The sequence below is a fragment of the Barnesiella sp. WM24 genome, assembly GCF_004570975.1.
Classification (GTDB): domain Bacteria; phylum Bacteroidota; class Bacteroidia; order Bacteroidales; family Muribaculaceae; genus Muribaculum.
Genome location: NZ_SPPC01000004.1, coordinates 185849 through 209159, shown reverse-complemented (window position 1 = coordinate 209159; position 23311 = coordinate 185849). Strand labels below are relative to the sequence as shown.

At 49.1% G+C, this 23311-nt stretch carries 18 protein-coding genes; 16 read left to right on the top strand and 2 right to left on the bottom strand.

What is annotated here, in order from left to right:
* Positions 1-180 precede the first annotated feature (180 nt).
* The 3 genes from E4T81_RS05745 (at position 181) to E4T81_RS05735 (ending at position 5776) form a co-directional block, all read left to right on the top strand.
* Complete coding sequence (locus E4T81_RS05745) at positions 181-2391, top strand: alpha-galactosidase (protein ID WP_135042304.1); 2211 nt, start codon at positions 181-183, stop codon at positions 2389-2391.
* Between the two features lie 113 nt (positions 2392-2504).
* Positions 2505-4235, top strand: coding sequence for a bifunctional UDP-sugar hydrolase/5'-nucleotidase (locus E4T81_RS05740; RefSeq protein ID WP_135042302.1), 1731 nt, complete (start codon positions 2505-2507; stop codon positions 4233-4235).
* A 92-nt stretch (positions 4236-4327) separates the two neighbouring features.
* Positions 4328-5776 carry a mechanosensitive ion channel family protein gene (locus E4T81_RS05735; protein ID WP_135042300.1) on the top strand — a complete coding sequence of 483 codons (1449 nt, stop codon included), beginning with the start codon at positions 4328-4330 and terminating at the stop codon, positions 5774-5776.
* Here E4T81_RS05735 and E4T81_RS05730 read toward each other — a convergent pair.
* Complete coding sequence (locus E4T81_RS05730; RefSeq protein ID WP_135042298.1) at positions 5773-7695, bottom strand: glycoside hydrolase family 97 protein; 1923 nt, start codon at positions 7693-7695, stop codon at positions 5773-5775. The two genes, E4T81_RS05735 and E4T81_RS05730, sit on opposite strands and share 4 nt — an antisense overlap.
* 213 nt (positions 7696-7908) lie before the next feature.
* On the bottom strand, positions 7909-9174 hold the full coding sequence (gene rmuC / locus E4T81_RS05725) for a DNA recombination protein RmuC (RefSeq protein ID WP_167761729.1): 1266 nt from the start codon (positions 9172-9174) through the stop codon (positions 7909-7911).
* A 400-nt stretch (positions 9175-9574) separates the two neighbouring features.
* Between rmuC and E4T81_RS05720 the strand changes: the two genes are divergently transcribed.
* The 13 genes from E4T81_RS05720 (at position 9575) to E4T81_RS05660 (ending at position 23306) form a co-directional block, all read left to right on the top strand.
* Positions 9575-10207 carry a hypothetical protein gene (locus E4T81_RS05720; RefSeq protein ID WP_135042294.1) on the top strand — a complete coding sequence of 211 codons (633 nt, stop codon included), beginning with the start codon at positions 9575-9577 and terminating at the stop codon, positions 10205-10207.
* A gap of 32 nt (positions 10208-10239) precedes the next feature.
* A complete protein-coding gene (locus tag E4T81_RS05715; protein ID WP_135042292.1) occupies positions 10240-10509 on the top strand; it encodes a hypothetical protein in 270 nt (89 codons plus the stop codon).
* Between the two features lie 228 nt (positions 10510-10737).
* Complete coding sequence (locus E4T81_RS05710; protein WP_135042290.1) at positions 10738-12945, top strand: anaerobic ribonucleoside triphosphate reductase; 2208 nt, start codon at positions 10738-10740, stop codon at positions 12943-12945.
* Between the two features lie 9 nt (positions 12946-12954).
* A complete protein-coding gene (nrdG, locus tag E4T81_RS05705) occupies positions 12955-13437 on the top strand; it encodes an anaerobic ribonucleoside-triphosphate reductase activating protein (RefSeq protein ID WP_135042288.1) in 483 nt (160 codons plus the stop codon).
* Between the two features lie 123 nt (positions 13438-13560).
* Positions 13561-14403 carry a pantoate--beta-alanine ligase gene (gene panC / locus E4T81_RS05700; protein WP_135042286.1) on the top strand — a complete coding sequence of 281 codons (843 nt, stop codon included), beginning with the start codon at positions 13561-13563 and terminating at the stop codon, positions 14401-14403.
* Between the two features lie 17 nt (positions 14404-14420).
* Positions 14421-14774 carry an aspartate 1-decarboxylase gene (gene panD / locus E4T81_RS05695; RefSeq protein ID WP_135042453.1) on the top strand — a complete coding sequence of 118 codons (354 nt, stop codon included), beginning with the start codon at positions 14421-14423 and terminating at the stop codon, positions 14772-14774.
* Between the two features lie 33 nt (positions 14775-14807).
* Positions 14808-16139, top strand: coding sequence for a signal recognition particle protein (gene ffh, locus E4T81_RS05690; RefSeq protein WP_135042284.1), 1332 nt, complete (start codon positions 14808-14810; stop codon positions 16137-16139).
* 29 nt (positions 16140-16168) lie between these two features.
* Positions 16169-16939, top strand: a complete 771-nt coding sequence (locus E4T81_RS05685) for an alpha/beta fold hydrolase (protein WP_135042282.1) — start codon at positions 16169-16171, stop codon at positions 16937-16939.
* A gap of 15 nt (positions 16940-16954) precedes the next feature.
* Entirely contained in the window at positions 16955-18532 is a 1578-nt protein-coding gene (gene murF / locus E4T81_RS05680; RefSeq protein ID WP_135042280.1) for a UDP-N-acetylmuramoyl-tripeptide--D-alanyl-D-alanine ligase, read from the top strand.
* A 25-nt stretch (positions 18533-18557) separates the two neighbouring features.
* On the top strand, positions 18558-19745 hold the full coding sequence (locus E4T81_RS05675) for a D-alanine--D-alanine ligase family protein (protein WP_135042278.1): 1188 nt from the start codon (positions 18558-18560) through the stop codon (positions 19743-19745).
* Positions 19746-19750: 5 nt separating this feature from the next.
* Positions 19751-20845 (top strand): GDP-mannose 4,6-dehydratase, encoded by a 1095-nt coding sequence (gmd, locus tag E4T81_RS05670; protein WP_135042276.1) that lies wholly within the window; start codon positions 19751-19753, stop codon positions 20843-20845.
* Positions 20846-21787 (top strand): GDP-L-fucose synthase, encoded by a 942-nt coding sequence (locus tag E4T81_RS05665; RefSeq protein WP_135042274.1) that lies wholly within the window; start codon positions 20846-20848, stop codon positions 21785-21787.
* Positions 21788-21812: 25 nt separating this feature from the next.
* Positions 21813-23306, top strand: coding sequence for a potassium/proton antiporter (locus E4T81_RS05660; RefSeq protein ID WP_135042272.1), 1494 nt, complete (start codon positions 21813-21815; stop codon positions 23304-23306).
* The last annotated feature ends 5 nt before the right edge of the window (positions 23307-23311 follow it).

The following is a 23311-nucleotide window of genomic DNA, read 5'->3' as shown; positions in this document are numbered from 1 at the left end:
AAAAAATCCAAACTTGATTTCCTTGAAATATAAATTTATCGATGTGCAGCCGTATTGAGAATAATGTAAAATAGTATAAATCTTATCTAAATATGATACTATAATGCGTTAAGATTGCGTTTGATATATTGAATTATTATCTTTGTAAGGAATACTAACCGTGAACCACAGATACACAACATGAAACCATTAAAAAATCAATTACCTCTTGCATTGGCGCTATGTCTCGGCACGATGTCGGTCAATGCGGAGACAGTACACATTTCTACACCGTCGACATCGCTGGTCCTGGATGCCGAGAAAGGACAGGATGCAAAGTTTCTTTACTATGGAAACAAGATAGGAGAGGGCGAAATCGAGGCAATGAAAAGCTCAGGCGCGTCGTGGAACAAGGCTTATCCTTCTTATGGCATGTCGACTGTCGCAGAGACTGCGCTCAGTGTCGTACACACTGACGGCAACATGACCCTCGACCTTGCAGTCGAAGATGTCGCCACTGTAAAGGATAAGGACTCGGAGGTGACTACAATTACGCTGAAAGACAAGTATTACCCGTTTATCGTGAAGCTGAATTACCGCACATATCCCGGTGAGGAGGTAATCGAGACCTGGACTGAAATCTCCCACAATGAGAAAGGCAAGGTCGAGCTTACTCAGTTTGCTTCAGGATATCTGCCCGTAAGATATGGCGATGTATGGCTGTCAAGCCTTTACGGCTCATGGGCAAATGAAGGCAAGGTGGAGGAGTCACCGCTGCTTCACGGGATGAAAGTAATAAAGAATAAGGATGGGGCAAGAAATTCCCACACCTCACATGCCGAAGTGATGCTTTCGCTTGATGGAAAAGCAAAGGAAAACAGCGGAAGGGTAATCGGCGCCGCTCTTGCCTACAGTGGCAACTATAAGCTCCGTTTTGACACAGACGACAGCAACTATCATCACTTTTTTGCAGGAATAAACGAGGAAAATTCAGAATATCATCTGCCGAAAGGGGAAGTGTTTGCCACTCCGGAACTTGCGCTGACCTACAGCGAGGAGGGTCTCAGCGGTGTAAGCCGTAACTTCCACAAGTGGGGGCGCAACCATAAGATAGCCCACGGCGACAAGGAGCGCAAGATTCTCCTTAACAGTTGGGAAGGCGTATATTTTGATATAAACGAACAGGGAATGCACGACATGATGAGCGACATCGCTTCAATGGGCGGAGAACTGTTTGTTATGGACGACGGATGGTTTGGCGTAAAGTATCCGCGTAAAAATGACTCTTCTTCGCTCGGCGACTGGACAGTTGACACCGAAAAGCTGCCCAATGGCATCCAGGGACTTATCGACGCGGCAAAAGAGCGTGGCATAAAATTCGGCATATGGATCGAACCTGAGATGACCAATACCGTGAGCGAGCTTTACGAGCAGCACCCCGAGTATATAATCAAGCCTACCAACCGCGAGCCGAATCTCGGACGCGGCGGTACACAGCTTGTGCTTGACCTGAGCAATCCCAAGGTACAGGACCTTGTGTTTAACGTCGTGGACACGCTCCTCACCAAGTATCCGGAAATCGACTATATAAAATGGGATGCCAACGCGCCGATTATGAACCACGGTTCGCAATATCTTACCGCCGATAACCAGAGCCATCTTTATATCGAGTATCACAGAGGCTTTGCTAAGACTCTTGACCGCATAAGGGCGAAGTATCCCGATGTAACGATACAGGCATGTGCCAGCGGAGGCGGTCGTGCCAACTACGGTGTGCTCCCCTGGTTTGATGAAATCTGGGTCAGCGACAACACTGACGCTCTCCAGCGTATCTACATGCAGTGGGGCACAAGCTATTTCTTCCCCTCGATAGTAATGGCGTCACATATCAGTTCGAAGCCCAATCACCAGACATTCCGCACGACTCCGGTGAAGTTTCGCACCGACGTGGCGATGAGCGGACGTCTCGGCATGGAAATCCAGCCCAAATACATGACACAGGAAGAAATCGACCAGACCCGCAAGGCTATAGCCGAATATAAGGATATACGCCATATCGTGCAGTTTGGCGACATTTACCGCCTGTTGTCACCCTATGACAAAAAGGGTGCCGCTTCAATGATGTATGTTACTCCGGAGAAGAACGAGGCTGTGTATTACTGGTGGAAGACAGAGACCTTCTGCAATCAGCAGCTTCCGAGAGTGCCGATGGCGGGACTCAAGGCTGACTCACGTTATCGCGTGCATGAGCTGAACCGTATCGACAACGAGCCTTTGCCTTACGAAGGCAAGGAGTTTACCGGCTCTTTCCTGATGTCAAACGGTCTTGAGATGCCTCTTGAACATAACGTGGACTATGACAAGCGTAACGATTATTCAAGCAGGGTGCTTTATCTTGAGGAGGTGAAGTAAGCTATCCCTGATGTTAAAATTTGATTAAGGCGATGCCTCGTGCATCGCCTTTTCTTGTTTTTTATATTATCTTTGGGCGATTTTTTTACTCAAGTGTATTAACAGGATTCCATATGAGACATATATTTCTTGCCGCAGTAGCGGTCGCGTCGATAGCTGGTATTTCAGCTAAGGAGGTAGAGATAAAACTGTATCAGACTTCTGACGTACATGGCAGTTATTTCCCCTATGATTTTATTACAGGAAAGCCATTGCCGGGCAGTCTTGCACGGGTGGCTACCGTGGTAAACGGGGCACGTGAAAAATATGGCGACAACGTGTTGCTTTTTGACAACGGGGATATATTGCAAGGTCAGCCTACGGTGTATTATTATAACTATATGGACACTGTGTCGCCTCATATCACCTCGGAGATAATGAATTATATGAAATATGATGCCGGCAATGTAGGCAATCACGATGTCGAGACCGGCAGGGCTACCCTTGACCGCTGGGCGATGCAGTGTGAGATGCCTGTGCTTGGTGCCAATATAATCGATGTCGCTACGGGTGAACCTCATTTCAAGCCTTACGAGGTGTTTGAGCGTGACGGAGTGAAGATAGCGTTGCTGGGTCTTATCACTCCTGCTATACCGGCATGGCTTCCGGAGACGCTTTGGAAGGGGTTGGGATTTGAAGACATGGAGGAATCGGCGCGCCGGTGGATTCCCGAGATAAAAGAGAAGGAAAATCCCGATGTGATAGTAGGCATATTCCATGCCGGTCAGGATGGTAATGTGCTTATCAATTATAAAGAAAACGCGTCGCTTGAAGTCGCAAGAAATGTCCCGGGCTTTGACGTGGTGCTTATCGGGCATGACCATCGCCGCGACATGAAGAGTGTCGTGAATGTCGATGGCGACACCGTGTTGGTGATGAATCCGGCAAACAATGCCGAGTATCTTACCGACATCACCATGAAATTTGATGTAGATGATGCCGGAAACGTGACCGACAAGAAAATAAGCGGAGAATTGCTTGACCTGTCGGGTTATGTTGCCGATGCCGGTTATATGGAACATTTTGCTCCGCAGATTGAGACGATATACAATTATGTAAGCGAGCCTCTCGGGGTATTTACCGACACGATAACCACCCGCGACTCTTACTTCGGTCCATCGGAGTTTGTCGACCTTATCCATGAGCTTCAGCTCGCGCTGACAGGTGCCGATGTGTCATTTGTCGCTCCGTTGTCTTATGACGCGATGATTCCTGCCGGGGAGATAAAGGTCGCTGACATGTTCAGTCTCTACAAATATGAAAACATGCTGTATGTCATGGAGCTTACCGGAAAAGAAATCAAGGGGTGTCTTGAGGAGTCATATGGAAAGTGGGTCAACACGATGACTTCGCCCGATGACCATATACTGCTGCTGAAAGCCCAGAAGACCGAGGGCGAGGCAGGCAGGTCGACACTGCTTAACCGCAGTTATAACTTTGATTCTGCCGCAGGCATCATATATGAGGTCGATGTCACGAGGCCTAAAGGCGATAAGGTCACTATAATCTCGATGGCCGACGGCTCGGAATTTAATCCTGACAAGAAATATCGCGTGGCGCTCAACAGCTATCGCGGAAACGGCGGGGGAGAACTGTTGACCGATGGCGGCGGGATAGCTCATGAAGAGCTTCCGAAGCGCATAGTCTATTCGACTGACCGCGATATGAGATATTATCTCCTGAAGTATATAAAGGAAAAAGGCGTAGTGAGCCCGCGTAAGCTAAATCAGTGGCGGTTTGTCCCTGAAGAGTATGTGTCGCCGGCTGTCAAGCGTGATTATAAGATACTTTTCCCGGCTGACTGATACTGCCCGGCCTCCTGCTGCGGGATGATGAACAATTGAGCGTTTTCGGTTGTCATAATACTGATAACTTGAAAATATTTAAATTGTTTATCATGTTGCACGTTTCAACTATCGCATCTGCCACGTCGGCGCAGTCGCAGGCCGATATTGCTTTGTCGGCTATTGACCAGACGAAAGACAGTTCCTATGCTGTCGCTTCATTCCTGTTGAGGGTGGTCGACAGTATATTGAAGCCGCTCGGGCTTGCCGGCAATGACACAGTGGAGACTATCGTCTATGCCGCTGTCGTGTTCATCGTTGCCATAGCCGTAGGATATGTGGCGAAGTGGATTATCCTCGGGGTTATGCGTCGCTTCGGTGAGCGTGTCGCCGGTGACCTGTATGGGTTTCTGAGAGATGAAAATTTCTTTGACAAGCTTTGCCGCATGATTCCGGCTCTTGTATTTTTGATTCTAATTCAGTTTACGCTTGTCACAACAAAAGATGTACTTGCCGGATGGCTCACTAAGCTGACATTGCTTTATGTGATATATGTGACGGGACTTGCCCTGGTGGCTCTTGTCGGCGGGGTGTGGCGGCATGTCGATTCGCGCAAAAATAAGAAGCGCCTGCCGTTGAACGGGCTTGTGCAGCTAATGAAAGGCGTGATATGGATAATCGCCCTGATAGTCGGGGTCGCCGTGCTTGCCGACAAGTCGCCGGGTACTTTGCTCGCCGGACTTGGCGCATTTGCCGCTGTGCTGATGTTGATATTCAAAGACAGCATACTTGGTGTCGTGGCGGGTGTGCAGTTGTCGGAAAACGACAGCCTGCATGTAGGTGACTGGATAAAGATAAACGGCACTGATGCCAACGGCACCGTGCAGGAGGTGTCGCTTACTTCGGTAAAAATACTTAACTGGGACAAGACCACGACATGTGTGCCGCCTTACAGTCTTGTAAGCGGTAGCTTTACCAATTTCCGCAGCATGCAGCTGAGCAATACGCGTCGCATACAGCGCAGCTATACAATTGACGCTGACAGTATACAGCCGGCTACTCCCGAGATGCTCGAGCGGGTTAAGAAGCTTCCGTTTATGGAGAAGTATATAAACGAGAAGCTTGCCCAAAAAGCAGCCGGGAAGGTGGAGGATGTCAATAATTCGGCCGGACTCGTCGACGGAACCATTGACACAAATCTCGGATTGTTCCGCGCCTACATGAAGATGTGGCTTGACGCATCACCCTATATATCACATACGAGCGACTGCTTTGTCTCGACACTTCCGCAGACTGATTCCGGAGTGCCGTTTCAGGTATATTGCTTTACCGCAACATCTTCATGGTTTCCGTATGAGGCAATCATGGACACCATATTTGAGCATCTGTCAACAATGCTTACTTCATTTGGTCTTGTGGCATACCAGAATCCTTCGGGACGTGACACAATACTTGAAGGCTACATCGCCGGCAGAGGTCCGGAGAATCTGTTTGGCGTGCCTCAGCCATTTTTCATCGATAAGCCTGAGGCATCAGCGCCTGCGGTGGGCAGTGCCGGTTAATGTGACACTGCCGTAAAGCCGCAGTTTGACGGGATGGTGACTGTGCGGTCTTTGCCGACTGTGCGCGTCGCCATCCTGTCGGTCGTCTTGTCATAATATATCTTGGCATTGTCACCGATGAATCCCGGCAGACAGACAGTCACGGGCGTTTCCATCGCGTTGACTCCGGCCACATACCATGTGTCACCGTTGCGACGGGCGATTACCGCGTATTTGCCCGGATAGCCGTCGATATATCGGGTTTCATCCCATGTAGTGGGCACCGCTTTCATAAACTCTATCGCCTCGGCCGGTGCATCGGTGAGGTTGCCGGGGGTGAGCGCGAAATTCTGGACAGGGTTGTGGAATAGGACTGATGTGGCAAGCTGGAAGGCGTCGCCGGTGCGTCGGGTGGTGCCTCCGTCATTGCCCCGGTTGAGGCGTCGGTTCAGGAATGTGCCTCCATACTCCATTATCGCCGCTGTATTCCTGATAAACGGGTGGAGAGTGGCGCTGACCGCTTCGAGGTCGCAGTGGTTTTGTCCGAAAATCAGGTTTTCAGACGCAAGCACAGCCTCGCTTCCAACGAAGTTAGGGTACATGCGTTCCCAGCCGCGTGGAAGTGTACATCCGTGAAACACCACGTCAATGCCATAGTCGGCTGCATCGCTCAGAATATCCTTGTAAAGCCTCATTGTCTCCTGCTTGTCGCCTCCAAAGAAGTCTACTTTTATCGCCTTGATACCGGTTTCGCGCAGCCATTTCATCTCGTTTTTACGGGCAATCGGGCGGTCCATCTTTCCGGTGGGTCCCTGCACGATGTCATTCCAGTGTCCGCTTGAAGAATACCACATTATCAGATTGACCCCTTTCCCGGCGGCATAAGCTGCAAGACGTTCTATCCCATCCCTGCCTATGTTGGTGTCCCACCAGTTGTCGACAAGTACATTTTCATATCCCATCTCGGCGGCAAAGTCAATATAAGTCTTCTGGTCGTCAAAGTTGATGCTTCCGTCCTGCCACACAATCCAGCTCCATGTGCCTCTGCCGGGAGCGGCTTTGCGTGATGTCTCATAGCGCGGCTCAACGAGATTCCAGGGTATTGTCGTCTCTACTATCGGGGCAAGATTGTCGGCGATGGTGATAGTGCGCCAGGGTGTGTTGTGGGGGAGCCCTATGCCCGGTGACGCAGTGCCGTTTCCGTTGTTTTCTTCCTGCATGGGGTAGGCTATCGTGTATAGTCCGTCATGGAAATCGCTCAGATGACTTCCGCAATAATATCCGTCTACGTCAGTCTCGGTCAGTAGGACCCATATCCCGTCGGGAGTGTGAAAAAGAGCCGGGAATGTGAATCCGTGACCATAATCCGATTTGGTGCCGAGCGGAGCTTCGACATGATAAAATTCCTCATAGCTCGGTTTTGTACGTTTCCATCCTATCATAGGGTCGCTCTGTGAGGTCATGAACACCCGTGTGTCGTCGGGGAGCCTGTAGCCTGTGGATTCTTCGTTGACAATCATGGCGCCTGTTTCTCCCTGTCGTGGTATCGCATATCGCAGGGCGACGTCATTGTCACTCACCTGCCACTCGACGGTCATCTCATTACCGTCGACATTCTTCATTGTAACGGCAAGCGCATTGGCGCGGTAGGTGATGTCGCTGTGTTTAATCTTGTCTTGGGTATATCTCTTGTCTACCGAGCTTCGCAACGTGTCGGTGATAGTCATTGATGAAGAGAAGTCAGCCACGTCAGATTTAAATCCGAGCGGAGAAGAGCCAATGACTGTTTTGCCGTCATAAGTGACTGTGTATTGGGGCTTGCCATCGCTGATGTCGGTGGTTACCGCCAGTTTTCCGTCGGGTCCGGTCACGGTCACGGCTGCCTGGACAATTGTCACGGGCGCCGACAATAGGAGGGGTGTTAGTAGTGCCTTTAGCATGGTGATGAAAATATTTTTAGTTAAAATTTGTAATTTAAAGTTGTTGATTGTATCTTTGCGTCAACATTCTTGAGATTAATCGTATTGAGTCTATCTATTATTATAATTGATGAGGATTGTATTGACATTTCCTTATTTACCAAGGTTTCAAGTATAATTTCAATATTGACTCAATCAGCGGCTTATGGCGGGATGTCATGAGCCGCTACTTTTTTACGGGAGCATGTGAATTGAATCGTCGTCGCTGTCGGGAAGTGGATAGCGCTCCTTCTCCTTGTAGCCCATCTCTTTCAGCTTTTGTGCAGGGGCAATCAGATTCTGCCGTCCTGTCATCAGCTTTTTCTCGGCATCGGTGTAAGCCTTGTTGACTGCGTCCATGCGCTCGCGTATAAGCTTAAAATGGGAGTAAAACTCGCCCACACGTTCGATAAGCTGTGTGGCAAGTTCGCTCACCTTTCGCTGTTGCTCCGCCTGCACTTCCTGGATCCAGGCAAGCTCGACTATGCGCAGGGTCGCTACAAGGTTGTATTCGCCGGCAATAAACACTCCGGCGCTCAGTGCTTCGCGCCAAAGCGTAGGGTCGTTGATTATGGCAAGCTGTAGCGCCGACTCGTTTGGGACAAACATTATCATGAAGTTAAGCGACTCGCGAGGAGGGAGTATGTAGCGCTTGTAGTTCTTGTTGGCAAGTTCCCTGACATGAGCGCGTATGCTTTTGATGTGGCGGTCGAGAGCATCTTTTTTCTGCTCTTCCGTCTCAGCCGCCGTATAGTCCAGAAATGCCGCGAGCGACACCTTTGAGTCAATGATAAGCGATTTGCCTTTGTTGTAATTAAGGATTACGTCAGGAATCATGCGCTTGTCGGTATTCTCGTTAAGTACCGGTTTCCCGTTTTTGTCCTTTATGGTAGCCTGCACTTCATAGTGGATGCCTTGTCTCAGTCCCTGGCTCTCCAGAAGTTCGTTGAGTATCGTCTCGCCCCAGTTGCCCTGTATCTTGTTTTCGTGGCGCAGAGCCTTTGCGAGTTTTCCCGCTTCATCACCTATTGAGGCGGTGCGCTTGATTACATCCTCGATTGCCTGGTGAAGCGATGCCGTGTTACGGGTGTTCATCTCCCTTGTGCTTTCCATAGCCTCCTGCATCTCCTTGATTTTTTCTTTCAGGGGCTCGATTATGGCGTTCATCTGCGATGAATTGGTCTTGTTGAGCTCCTCTGCACGCAGTCGCAGCAATTCATCGGTGGCGTTTTTCAATTGTTCGCGAGTGACGCGCAATTGCTCGGCATAGTGACGGTCGCGAGCCTCGTCATCCTTGCGCCGCTGTTCGCCGGTAAGTTCCATCTCACGGCGCAGCATTTTCAGTTGCATTTCTTTTTCCGATATTTCAGAGCGAAGGGTCTCGGCAAGTTTTCCTGATTTTGAAGATGACGCGAGCCAGCCTATAGCGGCTCCGGCTGCTATCCCTATAATTAAAAACAAAATTGTGGACATCCTTATAATATATATAATTACTATGCAAAAGTAATACAAATGCAATATACATTAAAAATATACATTCATTAAATTTATCATGCTTGTATTCTGAATGAAATAATTTACTGCGTAATCGTTATTCTATACGACATTATATTGGATGCGTGTGATTTTAAACTATTTTGATATAAAATCAAACTTTTTTTGTTTATGCGTGTTTAAATTTAAACAAATTTAATTTTATAAAGATGAAAAATTATTTTACGGGACAATTGCTACAACTGCCTTTTGTCTGCTTTTTAATGGTTGTTCTTAGGAAGAACATGTGTTAAGTGAAAATGTCGATAATGATATGCAGCAACTTTATTATAAATTGTCATCTGTCCCTAAATCGTCTTTTCTTGATATGGACAGAGACAATAGTCGATCATCGAATACTCCCGTAATGTTATCAATTAGTGATAAAGATTTACAGTATCTATCTTCTTTGTCGCAAGAAGAAATGCTTGAAGAAATGGAAGAATTTAAAGAACAAATAAATTCATCTAATCAGGAACTGGAATATATTGAAGACACAAATTATGAATATGTTTTAGAACTAGTTGGCGGAGAAAAAGGGATGGAACAATTGCTTAGTTTCACGATGAATTATTTGGATTCTCCTGGTGGATGGGATGACTTGTATAAAAATCTACCGAATGAATTGACTGCGGATCAAGAATTAGCATATGTTGGGATGGCTGTTAGTGTTTACAATGTTACGAGACCAATATATCAATCATTAACAAAAATTGATGGTCCAAATACAAATGATCCAGTTTTAATTGGGGATGACGCATTGATGATTTCAAAAAATAAATCCATTTGTGCGATGAATTTAGGAGTGCGTTTGGCGATTGCTGGTGTTGGTATAACTGCGGAAGCTTTCTTGGATGCCATAGCTGATGGATCCTTGACGGAGTTGGAGGCGTACGCAACCTTCGCTGATTTGATGGGAATATGGTATGACTATGAAGTCTGTAGAGGTCGCTGGCATTAAGTGGTAAGGTTTATAGTATAAATCGACTGGCTATGAAGACGATTGAAAATCCGAGTGGGAGGAAGGTGGGATTGTTGCTGATTCCGGCATTTCTGATGTTGGTGGCTATTCCGATATTGAAATCAATCCCGGTGTGGGTAATTGTGGTCAGCGCGCTTTCTCTTGCGAGCTATCTCGGGGTTCTTACATACTACTGTGTACGTCAGAAATGTTACCGACAGTTAGCGGTAAATTGCATTGTAATTGTGCTGTGGATTGTGATTTTTGTAGTGCAATTCGGGATTCTGCCTCGTTCTGCTTGAAATGGCGTGATGTGACAATATTGTGAATTTTGCATGGGTGTGAATTTATGAAAGTTTTCCAAAATATTTTTCAATGTACTGATTTGTAGCAATTTAAATTTTTAGATATGCTGAAAAGTTTTCCAAAAAGAAAAATTGTTGATAATTTATCGTCTGAAAAATTTGCTTGTTAGGGAGAGTCTGTGTAGATTTGCAATGTAAAATTTTTACTATAACACTATCCTGAAAATGATACAGACAGTAGTTAAGCGCGACGGTCGTGTCGTGGGCTATAACGATGAGAAAATCAAGGCGGCAATCCGCAAGGCAATGCTTCAGACCGAGATGGGGGAGGATGAATCTCTCATACATAAGATCACTGACCGCATAAGCATGTCGGGTAATGACCGGATGACGGTGGAAGAAATCCAGGACCGCGTAGAGCTTGAGCTGATGAAAAGCCCCCGCAAGGAGGTGGCAAAGCGTTATATCGCCTATCGTGACCAGCGAAATATCGCCCGCCGCGCCAAGACACGCGACATGTTTCTTGAGATAATCGAGGCAAAGAGTAATGACATCACCCGCGAGAATGCCAACATGAACACTGATTCTCCCGCGGGCATGATGATGAAGTTTGCCAGCGAGACAACCAAGCCTTTTGTCGACGATTACCTGCTGTCACATGAAGCACGCGAGGCTGTGCGCAACGGCTATCTGCATATACATGACAAGGATTATTACCCGACGAAGAGTCTTACCTGCGTGCAGCATCCGCTTGACAATATTCTTCTCCACGGCTTTACCGCCGGTCACGGGGAGTCGCGCCCTGCAAAGCGCATAGAGACTGCGAGCATCATCGGATGTATCTCTCTCGAGACTGCGCAAAACGAGATGCACGGCGGTCAGGCGATACCTGCTTTTGACTTTTATCTCGCGCCCTTCGTAAGGTCGTCTTATATAGAAGAGGTGAAGCAGATAGAGGCATTTGACGGTCAGGATCACTCATCGCTCTATGAGGCTGAAATCACCGATTACGAAAAGAAGCCTCTTGAGGGGCTTGCCGGAGATGAACGCGTAAAGCAGCATGCCATCAACAAGACTGTAGGCAGGGTACATCAGGCTATGGAAGCGTTTATCCACAACATGAATACGATCCACTCGCGCGGAGGCAATCAGGTGGTGTTCAGCTCGATAAACTACGGTACTGACACTTCAGCCGAAGGAAGATGTATCATCAGGGAGCTTCTTAACTCGACCTACGAGGGAGTGGGCAACGGAGCCACTGCAATATTCCCTATCCAGATATGGAAGAAAAAGCGCGGTGTCAGCTATCTTCCCGAAGACCGCAACTATGATCTTTACAAGCTTGCCTGCAAAGTGACTGCACGCCGTTTCTTCCCTAACTTTGTAAATCTTGACGCGCCATTCAATCATCATGAAAAGTGGGATGCCAATGATCCTAAGCGCTATGAATATGAAGTGGCTACAATGGGATGCCGCACACGCGTCTTTGAAAACCGTTTCGGGGAGAAGACCTCGATAGGCCGCGGAAATCTGAGCTTCTCGACAATAAATATCGTGCGCATGGCGATAGAGTGCATGAACATAATCGATAAGGAAGAGCGCATTCACCGCTTTTTCCAAAAGCTTGACGAGGTGCTTGACATCACCGCCCGTCAGCTCTGTGACCGCTATGACTTCCAGAAGACGGCTCTTGCCAAGCAGTTCCCGCTCCTGATGACACGCCTGTGGAATGGCAGCGAGAACCTGAAACCGGGCGACACGATTGAATCGGTAATAAATCAGGGTACACTCGGTATAGGATTTATCGGTCTTGCAGAGTGTCTCGTGGCTCTTACCGGCAAGCATCATGGCGAGGACGCCGACTCGCAGGCTCTCGGATTGAGAATCGTCTCACACATGCGTAGCCGTGCCAACGAGTATTCAGAGAAATATCAGCATAATTTCTCGGTGCTTGCTACTCCTGCCGAGGGGCTTTCAGGTAAGTTTACCAAAGCTGACCGCAAGACATTCGGCGTGATTCCGGGTATTACCGACAAGGTATATTACACAAACTCCAACCATGTGCCTGTCTACTATCATTGTTCGCCCCGTCACAAGGCGCAGATTGAGGCTCCTTATCATGAACTGACCCGCGGCGGTCATATATTCTATGTGGAGATTGACGGTGACGCCACCCATAATCCGGAGGCGATAAGCGATATCGTTGACCTTATGGACAAGTATGATATAGGATATGGCTCGGTCAACCATAACCGCAACAGGTGTATGCACTGCGGATATGAGGACGCGCAGTCGGAGCTTGACACATGCCCGAAGTGTGGCAGCCATGCGATAGACAAACTTCAGCGCATCACCGGCTATCTTGTCGGCACTACTGACCGATGGAACAGTGCGAAGCTTGCCGAGCTTAATGACCGTATAGTGCATAAGTAAAGCAGGATAATGACACTTAGAGTCCTTGATATAGTGGGCGGAACCTCGGTCGATGGACCGGGGCTCCGCACTTCTGTGTATTTGGCGGGGTGTGTGCATCGCTGCCCGGGATGCCATAATCCGCAGTCGTGGGAAATGTCGGGAGGCAAGGAAATGTCGGTCGACGAGATAATCGCCGTGATTGATGAAAATGACTTCAATGTGACCCTTACTGGCGGCGACCCGATGTGTCAGGCCGAGGGTGTGGCTGAGCTTGCGCGTCGGCTAAAGGAGGCTGGCAGGAATGTGTGGTGTTACACCGGCTATACTTACGAAGAGGTGTGTGGCGATGCTGTCATGTCGTCGGCGCTTCCATATGTAGATGTGCTTGTCGACGGCGAGTTTGAACAGGCTAAGCGTGACACGGGGCTGCGATTCCGGGGCTCGTCCAACCAGCGCCTCGTCGATGTGGCGCGTTCCGCAGCCGGCATGGTGACGCTTTGGGACGATTGATTGCCTGTGATGGCATCAGGCGTTTGTTTGCATTTAAAAAAGTTGTTTTTTTGCTTATAGATTGGTCATGAATTATTAAATGCTTAATTTTGCAGCTTGAAAGCAATTTTGTGCTAAGTGACAATGAAAATCATTAGGACAGTAAGAGAGCTTAAGGACGCGGTCAACGCCCTTAAAGCGGAAGGGAAGTCGGTCGGATTGGTCCCCACGATGGGGGCTCTTCATGACGGACATATCTCCCTTGTAGAACAGGCCCGCAGAGACAATGATGCGGTTGTTGTAAGTGTATTTGTTAACCCGACTCAGTTTAATAATCCGGACGACCTCCGCACTTATCCTCGCACCGAGGACGCCGATTGCCGGCGACTTGAGGCAGCAGGGGTTGACTTCGCGTTTATTCCTTCGGTGGAAGAGATGTATCCGGAGCCTGACACACGTGTGTTTGAGCTTGGAGATGTGGCGGCAGTCATGGAAGGCGCCATGCGTCCGGGACATTTCAACGGTGTGGCTCAAGTCGTGAGCCGTCTTTTTGCGATGGTAAATCCCGACAGGGCTTATTTTGGGGAGAAGGATTTCCAGCAGATTGCAGTCATACGCCGCATGGTCGAGCTGGAGAAGTTTGCGATAGAGATTGTGTCATGTCCGATAAAACGTGAGAGCGACGGGCTGGCTATGAGTTCGCGCAACGTGCGTCTCAGTGCCCGTCAGCGAGAAGTGGCGCCCAATATCTACCGCATTCTGAAGGAGAGTGTCGAGGCAAAAGCTTCGGGACTGTCGCTTGAAGAGACAAAACGCAAGGTAATAGAGGAGATAAACGCCTATCCGGAGATGGAAGTCGAGTATTACGAGATAGTAAACGCCGATGACATGCAGCCTGTAGGAGACTGGAATGACTGCCGTCAGGCTGTCGGATGTATCACGGTGTATCTTGGTGACGTGAGGCTCATTGACAATATCAAATACTAAAATCAAGATTAGAGATGATGCAGGTACAGGTAGTGAAGTCAAAGATTCACAGGGTCACCGTTACGGAGAGCAATCTCGATTATATTGGCAGCATCACGATTGACAGGGACCTGATGGATGCCGCCGACATTCTTCCCGGCGAAAGGGTGTATATCGTTGACAACAACAACGGAGAGCGATTTGACACTTACGCAATATCGGGTGAGCGCGGTTCAGGAATGATATGTCTTAACGGCGCTGCCGCGCGCAAGGTGCAGAAGGGCGACATCGTGATAATAATGAGTTACGCGATTATGCCTTATGACGAGGCTAAGACATTCAAGCCATCCGTGATTTTTCCCGATACCGCCACTAACAAGTTAGTAAAATAGTAATACAATAAGAATAAAACGAGATTTAATCATATGTTTGAAAATCTAAGCGAAAAACTTGAACGCAGTTTTAAGTTACTTAAAGGACAAGGCAGAATTACAGAAATCAATGTTGCAGAGACACTTAAAGAGGTGCGTCGCGCGCTTCTTGACGCCGACGTCAACTATAAAGTGGCAAAGCAGTTTACTGATACGGTAAAAGCCAAGGCTTTAGGACAGAATGTGATTAACGCCCTTAAACCGGGCGAGCTTATGGTTAAGATCGTTCATGATGAACTTACTGCGCTCATGGGTGGCGATACTGCCCCTGTCAACCTGAGCGGAAACCCGACGGTGATACTTATGTCGGGTCTGCAGGGTTCCGGTAAGACAACAATGTCGGGAAAGCTTGCCAAGAAGCTCAAGAGCGAGAAGGCAAAACGCCCGTTGCTCGTTGCCGGCGACGTCTATCGTCCCGCCGCTATCGAGCAGCTGAAGGTGCTTGGAGAGCAGATAGGTGTCCCGGTCTATACAGAAGAGGGCAACAATAATCCCGTCGAGATAGCTGAAAATGCCATCCGCTATGCCAAGACCAACCATTATGACCTCGTGATTGTCGATACTGCAGGACGTCTTGCCGTCGACGAGGCGATGATGAACGAGATTGAGGCAATCAAGAAGGCAATCAAGCCGCAGGAAACCCTTTTTGTGGTCGACTCGATGACCGGTCAGGACGCTGTTAACACAGCCAAGGAGTTCAATGACCGTCTTGACTTTGACGGAGTGGTGCTGACTAAGCTTGACGGTGACACCCGTGGCGGTGCGGCTCTTTCTATACGCACAGTCGTTACAAAGCCGATAAAGTTTGTCGGAACCGGTGAAAAGCTTGACGCACTCGATTATTTCCATCCTTCGCGAATGGCTGACCGTATTCTTGGCATGGGTGACATCGTGTCGCTTGTAGAGAAGGCTCAGCAGCAGTTTGACGAGAAGGAGGCACGCGAGCTTCAGCGCAAGATTGCCAAAAACCAGTTTAACTTCAATGATTTCCTTAACCAGATACAGCAAATCAAGAAGATGGGCAATCTCAAGGAGCTTGCTTCAATGATACCCGGAGTCGGCAAAGCTATAAAGGATCTTGACATCGATGATGATGCATTCAAGGGCATCGAGGCAATCATCCGTTCGATGACCGAGCAGGAGCGTGTCAATCCCGAAATTATCAACGGCAGCCGCCGCCAGCGTATAGCACGCGGTTCAGGAACTACCATCCAGGAGGTCAACCGACTGCTCAAGCAGTTTGAGGACACCCGCAAGATGATGAAGGCTGCTACGGCGATGAAGGCAAATCCGATGAAGATGATGCGCAACATGCGCCGCCGTTAACACGACTGTCAGTTCAGCTTCCGGAAGTTATGGACAAGTATATCACGGTCAATGGCGCTACCGTTCATTATACAGTGAGCGAAGGCGAAGGGAAGCCTCTTGTGCTTATGCACGGCTGGGGGTGTAACACGACTACGCTTGCAAGTATAGAGAAGGTCGCTGTGGAGTCGGGATGCAAGGTCTATAATATAGATTTTCCCGGTCACGGGGCATCACCGGAGCCGTCTGCCGTGTGGGGCGTGGAAGAGTATACCGGGGTGCTTGATGCTGTGATAAAAGAGGAGGGCATTGAGCGCCCTTCGCTGCTCGGCCACTCCTTTGGCGGAAGAGTCGGAATCCTGTATTCGTCGCGTCATGATGACGTGGATAAGCTGATTCTTGTCGACGCCGCCGGCATAAAGCCTTCACGCTCGATGAAGTATTATGTCAAGGTGTACTCCTTCAAGGCTTACAAGCGCCTGCTGTATGCGTTGTTGGGCTCGTCACGTGCTGAGGAAAAGCTCAATGCCTACCGTAAGAAAGCCGGGTCGTCGGACTATGCCAATGCATCGCCACTTATGCGTGCCATCCTTAGCAAGGTGGTGAATGAGGATCTGCGTCATTGTATGCCCGGGATTAAGGCGTCTACCCTGCTTATATGGGGGGAGAATGACACAGCGACGCCTATTTCCGACGCCCGATATATGGAACGGCATATACCCGGCGCGGGGCTTGTATCTTTTCCGGGGTGCGGACACTATAGTTTTCTTGACAATCCTTATCAGTTTGCTGCGGTGTTGCGCAGTTTTCTTACCTCATAAAATTACATTTGAGCTATGCTTACCAATATATTCGTAATATCGCTTATCGCCATCGCGGTCATCAATCTGTTTATGGAGATGAAGCGCGACCTGATGATGCTTCAGCAAAACAGTTACCGCAACGAGCGTTACCGTCGTTGGCTTTCCACTTCGGGCGACACGACCTCGTGGGTGCGCCTTCTCGCTCTCATAGGAGTGGTGGCGATGGGGGTGCGCTCCGTGCCTGTGTGGTTCAAGTGTACTCTTGCGATACTGCCGCTGCTTATCAATATAATAAGCCTGCTGAATGCCCGATACAAGAAGCCGCTTGTGTGGACCAATCGCGCCAAGCGCATTTATATCACCGCCATGCTGCTCTGCTGTGTCATCTCCGTGGCTGCGTGGTTTGTGTGGCGTGACCTGTATGTGGTCGCTTTCGCAGCTGTGGCACTCTATGTGTTGTCCCACGTTGTCATCATGGCTGCTAATATTCTGCTTGCTCCTGTCGAAAAGCATATCAATGCGGGATATTACAATGACGCGGCGCGTATATTGAAGTCCATGAACGGACTTACTGTGATAGGGGTGACCGGCAGTTACGGCAAGACCAGCACCAAGCATTATCTTCACCGCATACTTAGCGAGAAATACAATGTACTAATGACCCCCGGAAGCTATAACACGACAATGGGCGTAATCCGTACGGTCAGGGAGATGATGAAGCCCTACACCGAAGTGTTTATATGCGAGATGGGAGCCAAGAACATAGGCGACATCAAGGAGATATGTGACCTCGTGCATCCTGTAGCCGGTGTTGTTACAGCTGTTGGCGAGCAGCATCTGGAGTCGTTCAAGTCGATTGAAAATGTGCAGCGCACAAAGTTTGAGCTTGTCGACTCGCTGCCTTCCGACGGCATGGCGTTTCTTAACGACGACTTCCCTTATGTGGCATCCCGCGAGGTTACCAATGTCCCCGTGGTGCGCTATGCCATGACTGACAAAGGAAATAACGAATACCGGGTGGAGAATCTGACCTATTCATCTTCAGGCACGGATTTCACGCTCGTGTCGCCGGAAGGGAAGCATGATTTCCACACAAAGCTCGTTGGTGAGTTCAATATCTCCAATCTGATGGGTGCTATAGCCGTGGCCATATATATGGATGTCCCTATAGAGAGCATTCGCAGTGCCGTGGCAAAAATAGAGCAGGTTGAACACCGTCTAAGTGTAAAGCATGTGCCCGGAGGCATAACGATTATTGACGATGCATTCAATTCTAATCCTGACGGGTCGCGGATGGCTCTTGACGTGCTCGCCTCGATGAATGAGGGAAAGCGCATAGTGATCACGCCTGGAATGATTGAGCTTGGCGAAAAGCAGTATGAGTACAATGAGGCGCTTGGCGGCAAGATAGCCGCGTCGGCTGACATAGCCATCGTCGTAGGGCAATATAACAGAGATGCTATATTGTCGGGACTGCGTGATGCCGGGATGGATGAGACCAACGTCTATCCGGTAGATACGTTCAACGATGCACAGGCAGTGCTTGCCAAGGTTTCAGCGCCCGGTGACGCAGTGCTTTATGAGAATGATCTCCCCGATACATTTAAATAAATGACAATTAAAAAAATTCATTATAATGAAGACCAACATAGGAGTTTTTTTTGGTGGCAGGTCGACCGAACATGAGATTTCGGTTATTTCGGCGTCACAGGCTATGCATGCCATCGACCGCGAAAAATATGATGTCACCCCCGTATATATAACCAAGCAAGGCAGATGGTACACAGGCGATGCTCTGTTTGAAGTAGCTAACTACCGCAATATCCCTGAACTTCTGAAGAAGTGTGAAGAGGTATACATGCACCCTGTCTTTGGCGATTATAATCTTTATAAGACAGCCCGCAAGATGTTTGGCGGTCAGAATATCGCCGCTAAGCTTGACGTTGTGATTCCGGTGCTTCACGGTTCAAATGTTGAGGATGGCATATTTGAGGGAGTGCTTGAGACTATCGGTATTCCCTATGCCGGATGTGACGTGCTTGCTTCGGCCAACGGCATGGACAAGATAACCATGAAGATGATACTTCAGGCAAATGACGTGCCAGTGGTGAATTATGTGTGGTTTACCGACAAGCAGTGGGACCGCTCGCGTGACGCCCTTGTGGCACGTGTAGAAGAAAAGCTCGGCTATCCGGTAATCGTGAAGCCGGCAAATCTCGGCTCAAGTGTCGGCATCGGCACTGCTCATGACCGCAAGCAGCTTGAGACACGTATCGACGAGGCGTGCCGTTATTCGTCGCGTCTTATTGTAGAGCATATGATAGGAGAGTTGCAGGAAATCAATTGTTCCGTTCTCGGAGACTGTGACGATTATCAGATGTCGGTGCTTGAAGAGCCTGTGAAGGTAGGCGACATCCTTACCTATGAACAAAAATACATGGGCGGCGGCAAAGGCTCGAAAGGCATGCAGTCGGCTCAGAAGCGCATCCCTGCGGAGTTGCCCGATGACGTTACAAAGCGTATTCAGTTTCTTGCCAGCGAGACTTTCCGTGTGCTTTCATGTCACGGGGTGAGCCGAGTGGATGTCATGATTGACAAGGCTGACGGCAATATCTATGTCAACGAGATTAACACTATTCCCGGCTCGCTGTCATTCTATCTTTGGGAAGCTACCGGCATCCCCTTTGACAAGCTCATGGATAAGCTTGTTGCGCTTGCCCTCAAGCGCAAGCGCGAGCAGGAGATGAAGACAGTCAGCTATGACCAGAATATATTCAATCTCGGAGGAGGAGTGAAGGGAGCCAAAGGAGTAAAGGCAAAATAGGCGTGATGATGAAAAAGGCTGTTATTACCGGCGTGACCGGGCAGGATGGCTCGTTTCTTGCGGAGTTGCTGCTTGAAAAAGGATATGACGTACACGGGACAATACGCAGGTCATCGGTCGATTTCCGCGAACGCATCGCCCACCTTGAGGGTCATGCCAACTTCCACCTTCATTATGCCGACCTGGGCGACTCGATGAGCATACTTCAGGTGATAGGGAAGGTGCGTCCCGACGAGATATATAATCTTGCCGCGCAGAGCCATGTGCAGGTGTCGTTTGACACACCGGAGTATACAGCCAATGTCGATGCTACCGGAGTGTTGCGCATCCTTGAGGCTGTGCGCCAATGCGGGCTTGCCGATACATGCCGCATCTATCAGGCGTCAACATCGGAATTGTATGGAAAGGTCGAGGAGGTTCCCCAGAACGAGAATACCCCGTTTCATCCCTACAGCCCTTATGCCGTAGCGAAGCTTTATGGATTCTGGATAGTCAAGGAATATCGCGAGGCATATGGCATGTATTGCTGTTCGGGTATACTTTTCAATCATGAGTCGGAGCGTCGCGGAGAGACATTTGTCACCCGAAAGATTACACTTGCTGCGGCGCGTATAGCACAGGGCAAGCAGGAGAAACTTTATCTCGGCAATCTGTCGTCGCTCCGTGACTGGGGCTATGCCAGGGATTATGTCGAGTGCATGTGGCTAATCTTGCAGCAGCCCGAGCCTGAGGATTATGTGATAGCAACCGGAGTGCAGCACTCGGTGAGAGAGTTTTGTCTACACGCTTTCCGCCGCGCCGGAATCGAGTTGCGCTTCGAAGGAGAGGGGGAAAATGAAAAGGGCATAGATGTCAAGACCGGAAAGGTGTTGATTGAGGTATCGCCTGATTTTTATCGTCCTACCGATGTCGTAAACCTGTGGGGCGACCCGACTAAGGCTAAAGAAAAACTCGGATGGGACCCGTCAAAGAGAACCTCGTTTGAGCAGCTCGTAAATATCATGGTCGATGCCGACATGGAAAAGGTTGCTATCGAGAGGGCTGGGGAAGGCGTAAGAACCAATCTTGCCGAGTATCTGGAAAAAGGAATTGTGAAATAAATGGAGAAAACTTCAAAGATATATGTGGCAGGTCACCGCGGCATGGTGGGCTCGGCTATAGTCAGGGAGCTTCAGTGTCAGGGCTATACCAATATCATAACGCGCACTCACAAGGAACTTGACCTCATCAACCAGCAGGCGGTCAATGACTTCTTTGCCGAAGAAAAGCCTGAGTATGTATTTTTGGCAGCGGCAAAGGTGGGCGGTATAATCGCTAATTCATCGGCTCTCGCCGACTTCATGTATGACAACATGATGCTGGAGATGAATGTCATAAACGCGGCGTGGCGCAACGGCTGCCGGAAGCTTGAGTTTCTCGGGTCATCGTGTATATATCCGCGCATGGCCCCGCAGCCTATGCCTGAAAGTTGCCTGCTGACTTCAGAGCTGGAGAAGACCAATGAGGCATACGCGCTTGCCAAGATTTCAGGTCTTAAATACTGCGAGTATCTTAACCGTCAGTATGGCACTGACTACATCTCTGTCATGCCGACCAATCTTTACGGGCCAAATGACAACTATCATCCGGAGCATTCCCATGTGCTTCCCGCGCTGATACGCCGCTTTCACGAGGCGAAGGAGGCGGGAGCAGAGTCGGTGACATGCTGGGGCGACGGAAGTCCACTGAGGGAGTTCCTTTATGTCGATGACCTTGCCAACCTTTGTGTGTTTCTGATGAACAATTACAGCGGTAACGAGACGGTCAATGCCGGAACAGGAAAGGAATTGACAATTAAGGAACTTACCGAACTTGTTGCCTCCACTGTAGGTTACGAGGGGAAAATACTTTGGGACACGACCCGCCCTAACGGCACACCCCGCAAGCTTCTTGATGTAAGCAAAGCCACTCGGCTCGGATGGACCTACAAGACTGAATTGCGCGACGGCATACGCCTTGCTTACGAAGACTTCCTTCATAACTCTGTGCGAGCCGAGCGCTGAACATGATAACCGCTTTCATTGAATCATGATTATAAACGCCAATAATATAATGCTGATTGTCGCCGTACTGCTTGCCATAAGTGTGGTAGTCGGCAAGGCGGGCAATCGTTTCGGTATGCCTGCTCTTTTGTTGTTCCTTGGAGTAGGCATGATTGCCGGCGTGGATGGCTTCGGAATCCATTTCGATTCTGCTGAGGCTGTACAGTTTATAGGCATGATTTCATTAAGCATTATATTGTTTTCCGGCGGAGTAGATACAAAATTTTCCGATATAAAGCCGATACTTGGTCCCGGGCTTGTGCTTGCGACGGTAGGAGTCTTGCTCACCACTGCCATGACCGGCTCGTTCATATATTATCTTTTCCGCTGGCTGAGCCCTGAGTTTGCGTTTGGCTGGAAGGAGTCGATGTTGCTTGCCGCAGTCATGTCGTCGACCGATTCTGCATCAGTCTTTTCTATTCTCAACAGTTCGCGCGTGGGATTGCGTGAGAGGCTGAAACCTACACTTGAACTGGAGAGTGGAAGTAACGACCCTATGGCATATCTGCTTGTTATCATCCTGATTTCGATGATTGAAAACAAGGGAGCCTCCGGTGGCTACACATTGCTGTCCAACCCTGTGGTCATGCTTTTAGGACAGTTGTCTATAGGCGTTATCTGCGGATTGATGTGTGGCTATCTCTCGGTGTGGGTAATCAACAAGCTCCGTATTGCCAATGAGTTCATGTATCCGGTAATGATGATTGCCTGCGTCTTTTTTACATTTTCCATCACCGAGATTGTCGGCGGCAACAGTTATCTTGCCGTCTATCTCGCCGGACTTGTAGTGGGAAACATGAAGCTTGCGCTGAAAAAGACTATAACCACCTTCTTCGGCGGATTCACTTGGCTTGTACAGATTATAATGTTTCTCTCGCTTGGGCTCCTGGTGAATCCTCATGAGCTGATGAATGCCGGCATTCTCGTGCCGGGCATGTTGCTTGGCGTCTTCATGATTGCAATTGGACGTCCCGCTGCGGTAATGTTGTGTCTTATGCCATTCAAGCGCTTTTCTTTAAAGGCGCGTCTTTATGTGTCGTGGGTGGGATTACGTGGCGCAGTCCCCATAATCTTTGCGACGTATGCCCTGATGTCGCCTGATGTGCTTCATGCGAGATTCATGTTTAACATGGTGTTTTTCATTACGATCATGTCGCTTCTCATACAAGGGACTACGGTCACGCGCATGGCTAAATGGCTTGGTCTTGAGGAGCCGGTGAAGGAAAGGGAGTTTAACCTTGACCTGCCCGATGAAATTACGGCGGCAATGGTAGAGACCGAAGTCAAGCCTGAGCTGCTTGTGGATGGTGACCGCCTGCGTGACATAATTCTGCCTCCCGCAACACTTGTGATAATGGTTAAGCGTGGTGAAAGGTATCTTGTGCCTACAGGCAACACGCGTCTTTATCTTGGCGACACCCTCTTGCTGATTGCTGAAAAGGAGGCTCATCTTACTGAGCTTGTCGCCACACGCCGTTGATATGT

Bases quoted from the DNA above. Each gene is read 5' to 3' on its own strand.
- E4T81_RS05740 (WP_135042302.1), top strand. From the start codon at position 2,505: ATGAGACATATATTTCTTGCCGCAGTAGCGGTCGCGTCGATAGCTGGT.
- E4T81_RS05665 (WP_135042274.1), top strand. From the start codon at position 20,846: ATGGAGAAAACTTCAAAGATATATGTGGCAGGTCACCGCGGCATGGTG.
- panC (WP_135042286.1), top strand. From the start codon at position 13,561: ATGAAAATCATTAGGACAGTAAGAGAGCTTAAGGACGCGGTCAACGCC.
- murF (WP_135042280.1), top strand. From the start codon at position 16,955: ATGCTTACCAATATATTCGTAATATCGCTTATCGCCATCGCGGTCATC.
- E4T81_RS05720 (WP_135042294.1), top strand. From the start codon at position 9,575: ATGGACAGAGACAATAGTCGATCATCGAATACTCCCGTAATGTTATCA.
- E4T81_RS05675 (WP_135042278.1), top strand. From the start codon at position 18,558: ATGAAGACCAACATAGGAGTTTTTTTTGGTGGCAGGTCGACCGAACAT.
- E4T81_RS05685 (WP_135042282.1), top strand. From the start codon at position 16,169: ATGGACAAGTATATCACGGTCAATGGCGCTACCGTTCATTATACAGTG.
- E4T81_RS05715 (WP_135042292.1), top strand. From the start codon at position 10,240: ATGAAGACGATTGAAAATCCGAGTGGGAGGAAGGTGGGATTGTTGCTG.
- ffh (WP_135042284.1), top strand. From the start codon at position 14,808: ATGTTTGAAAATCTAAGCGAAAAACTTGAACGCAGTTTTAAGTTACTT.
- panD (WP_135042453.1), top strand. From the start codon at position 14,421: ATGCAGGTACAGGTAGTGAAGTCAAAGATTCACAGGGTCACCGTTACG.
- E4T81_RS05710 (WP_135042290.1), top strand. From the start codon at position 10,738: ATGATACAGACAGTAGTTAAGCGCGACGGTCGTGTCGTGGGCTATAAC.
- E4T81_RS05660 (WP_135042272.1), top strand. From the start codon at position 21,813: ATGATTATAAACGCCAATAATATAATGCTGATTGTCGCCGTACTGCTT.
- E4T81_RS05730 (WP_135042298.1), bottom strand. From the start codon at position 7,695: ATGCTAAAGGCACTACTAACACCCCTCCTATTGTCGGCGCCCGTGACA.
- gmd (WP_135042276.1), top strand. From the start codon at position 19,751: ATGATGAAAAAGGCTGTTATTACCGGCGTGACCGGGCAGGATGGCTCG.
- E4T81_RS05735 (WP_135042300.1), top strand. From the start codon at position 4,328: ATGTTGCACGTTTCAACTATCGCATCTGCCACGTCGGCGCAGTCGCAG.
- nrdG (WP_135042288.1), top strand. From the start codon at position 12,955: ATGACACTTAGAGTCCTTGATATAGTGGGCGGAACCTCGGTCGATGGA.
- E4T81_RS05745 (WP_135042304.1), top strand. From the start codon at position 181: ATGAAACCATTAAAAAATCAATTACCTCTTGCATTGGCGCTATGTCTC.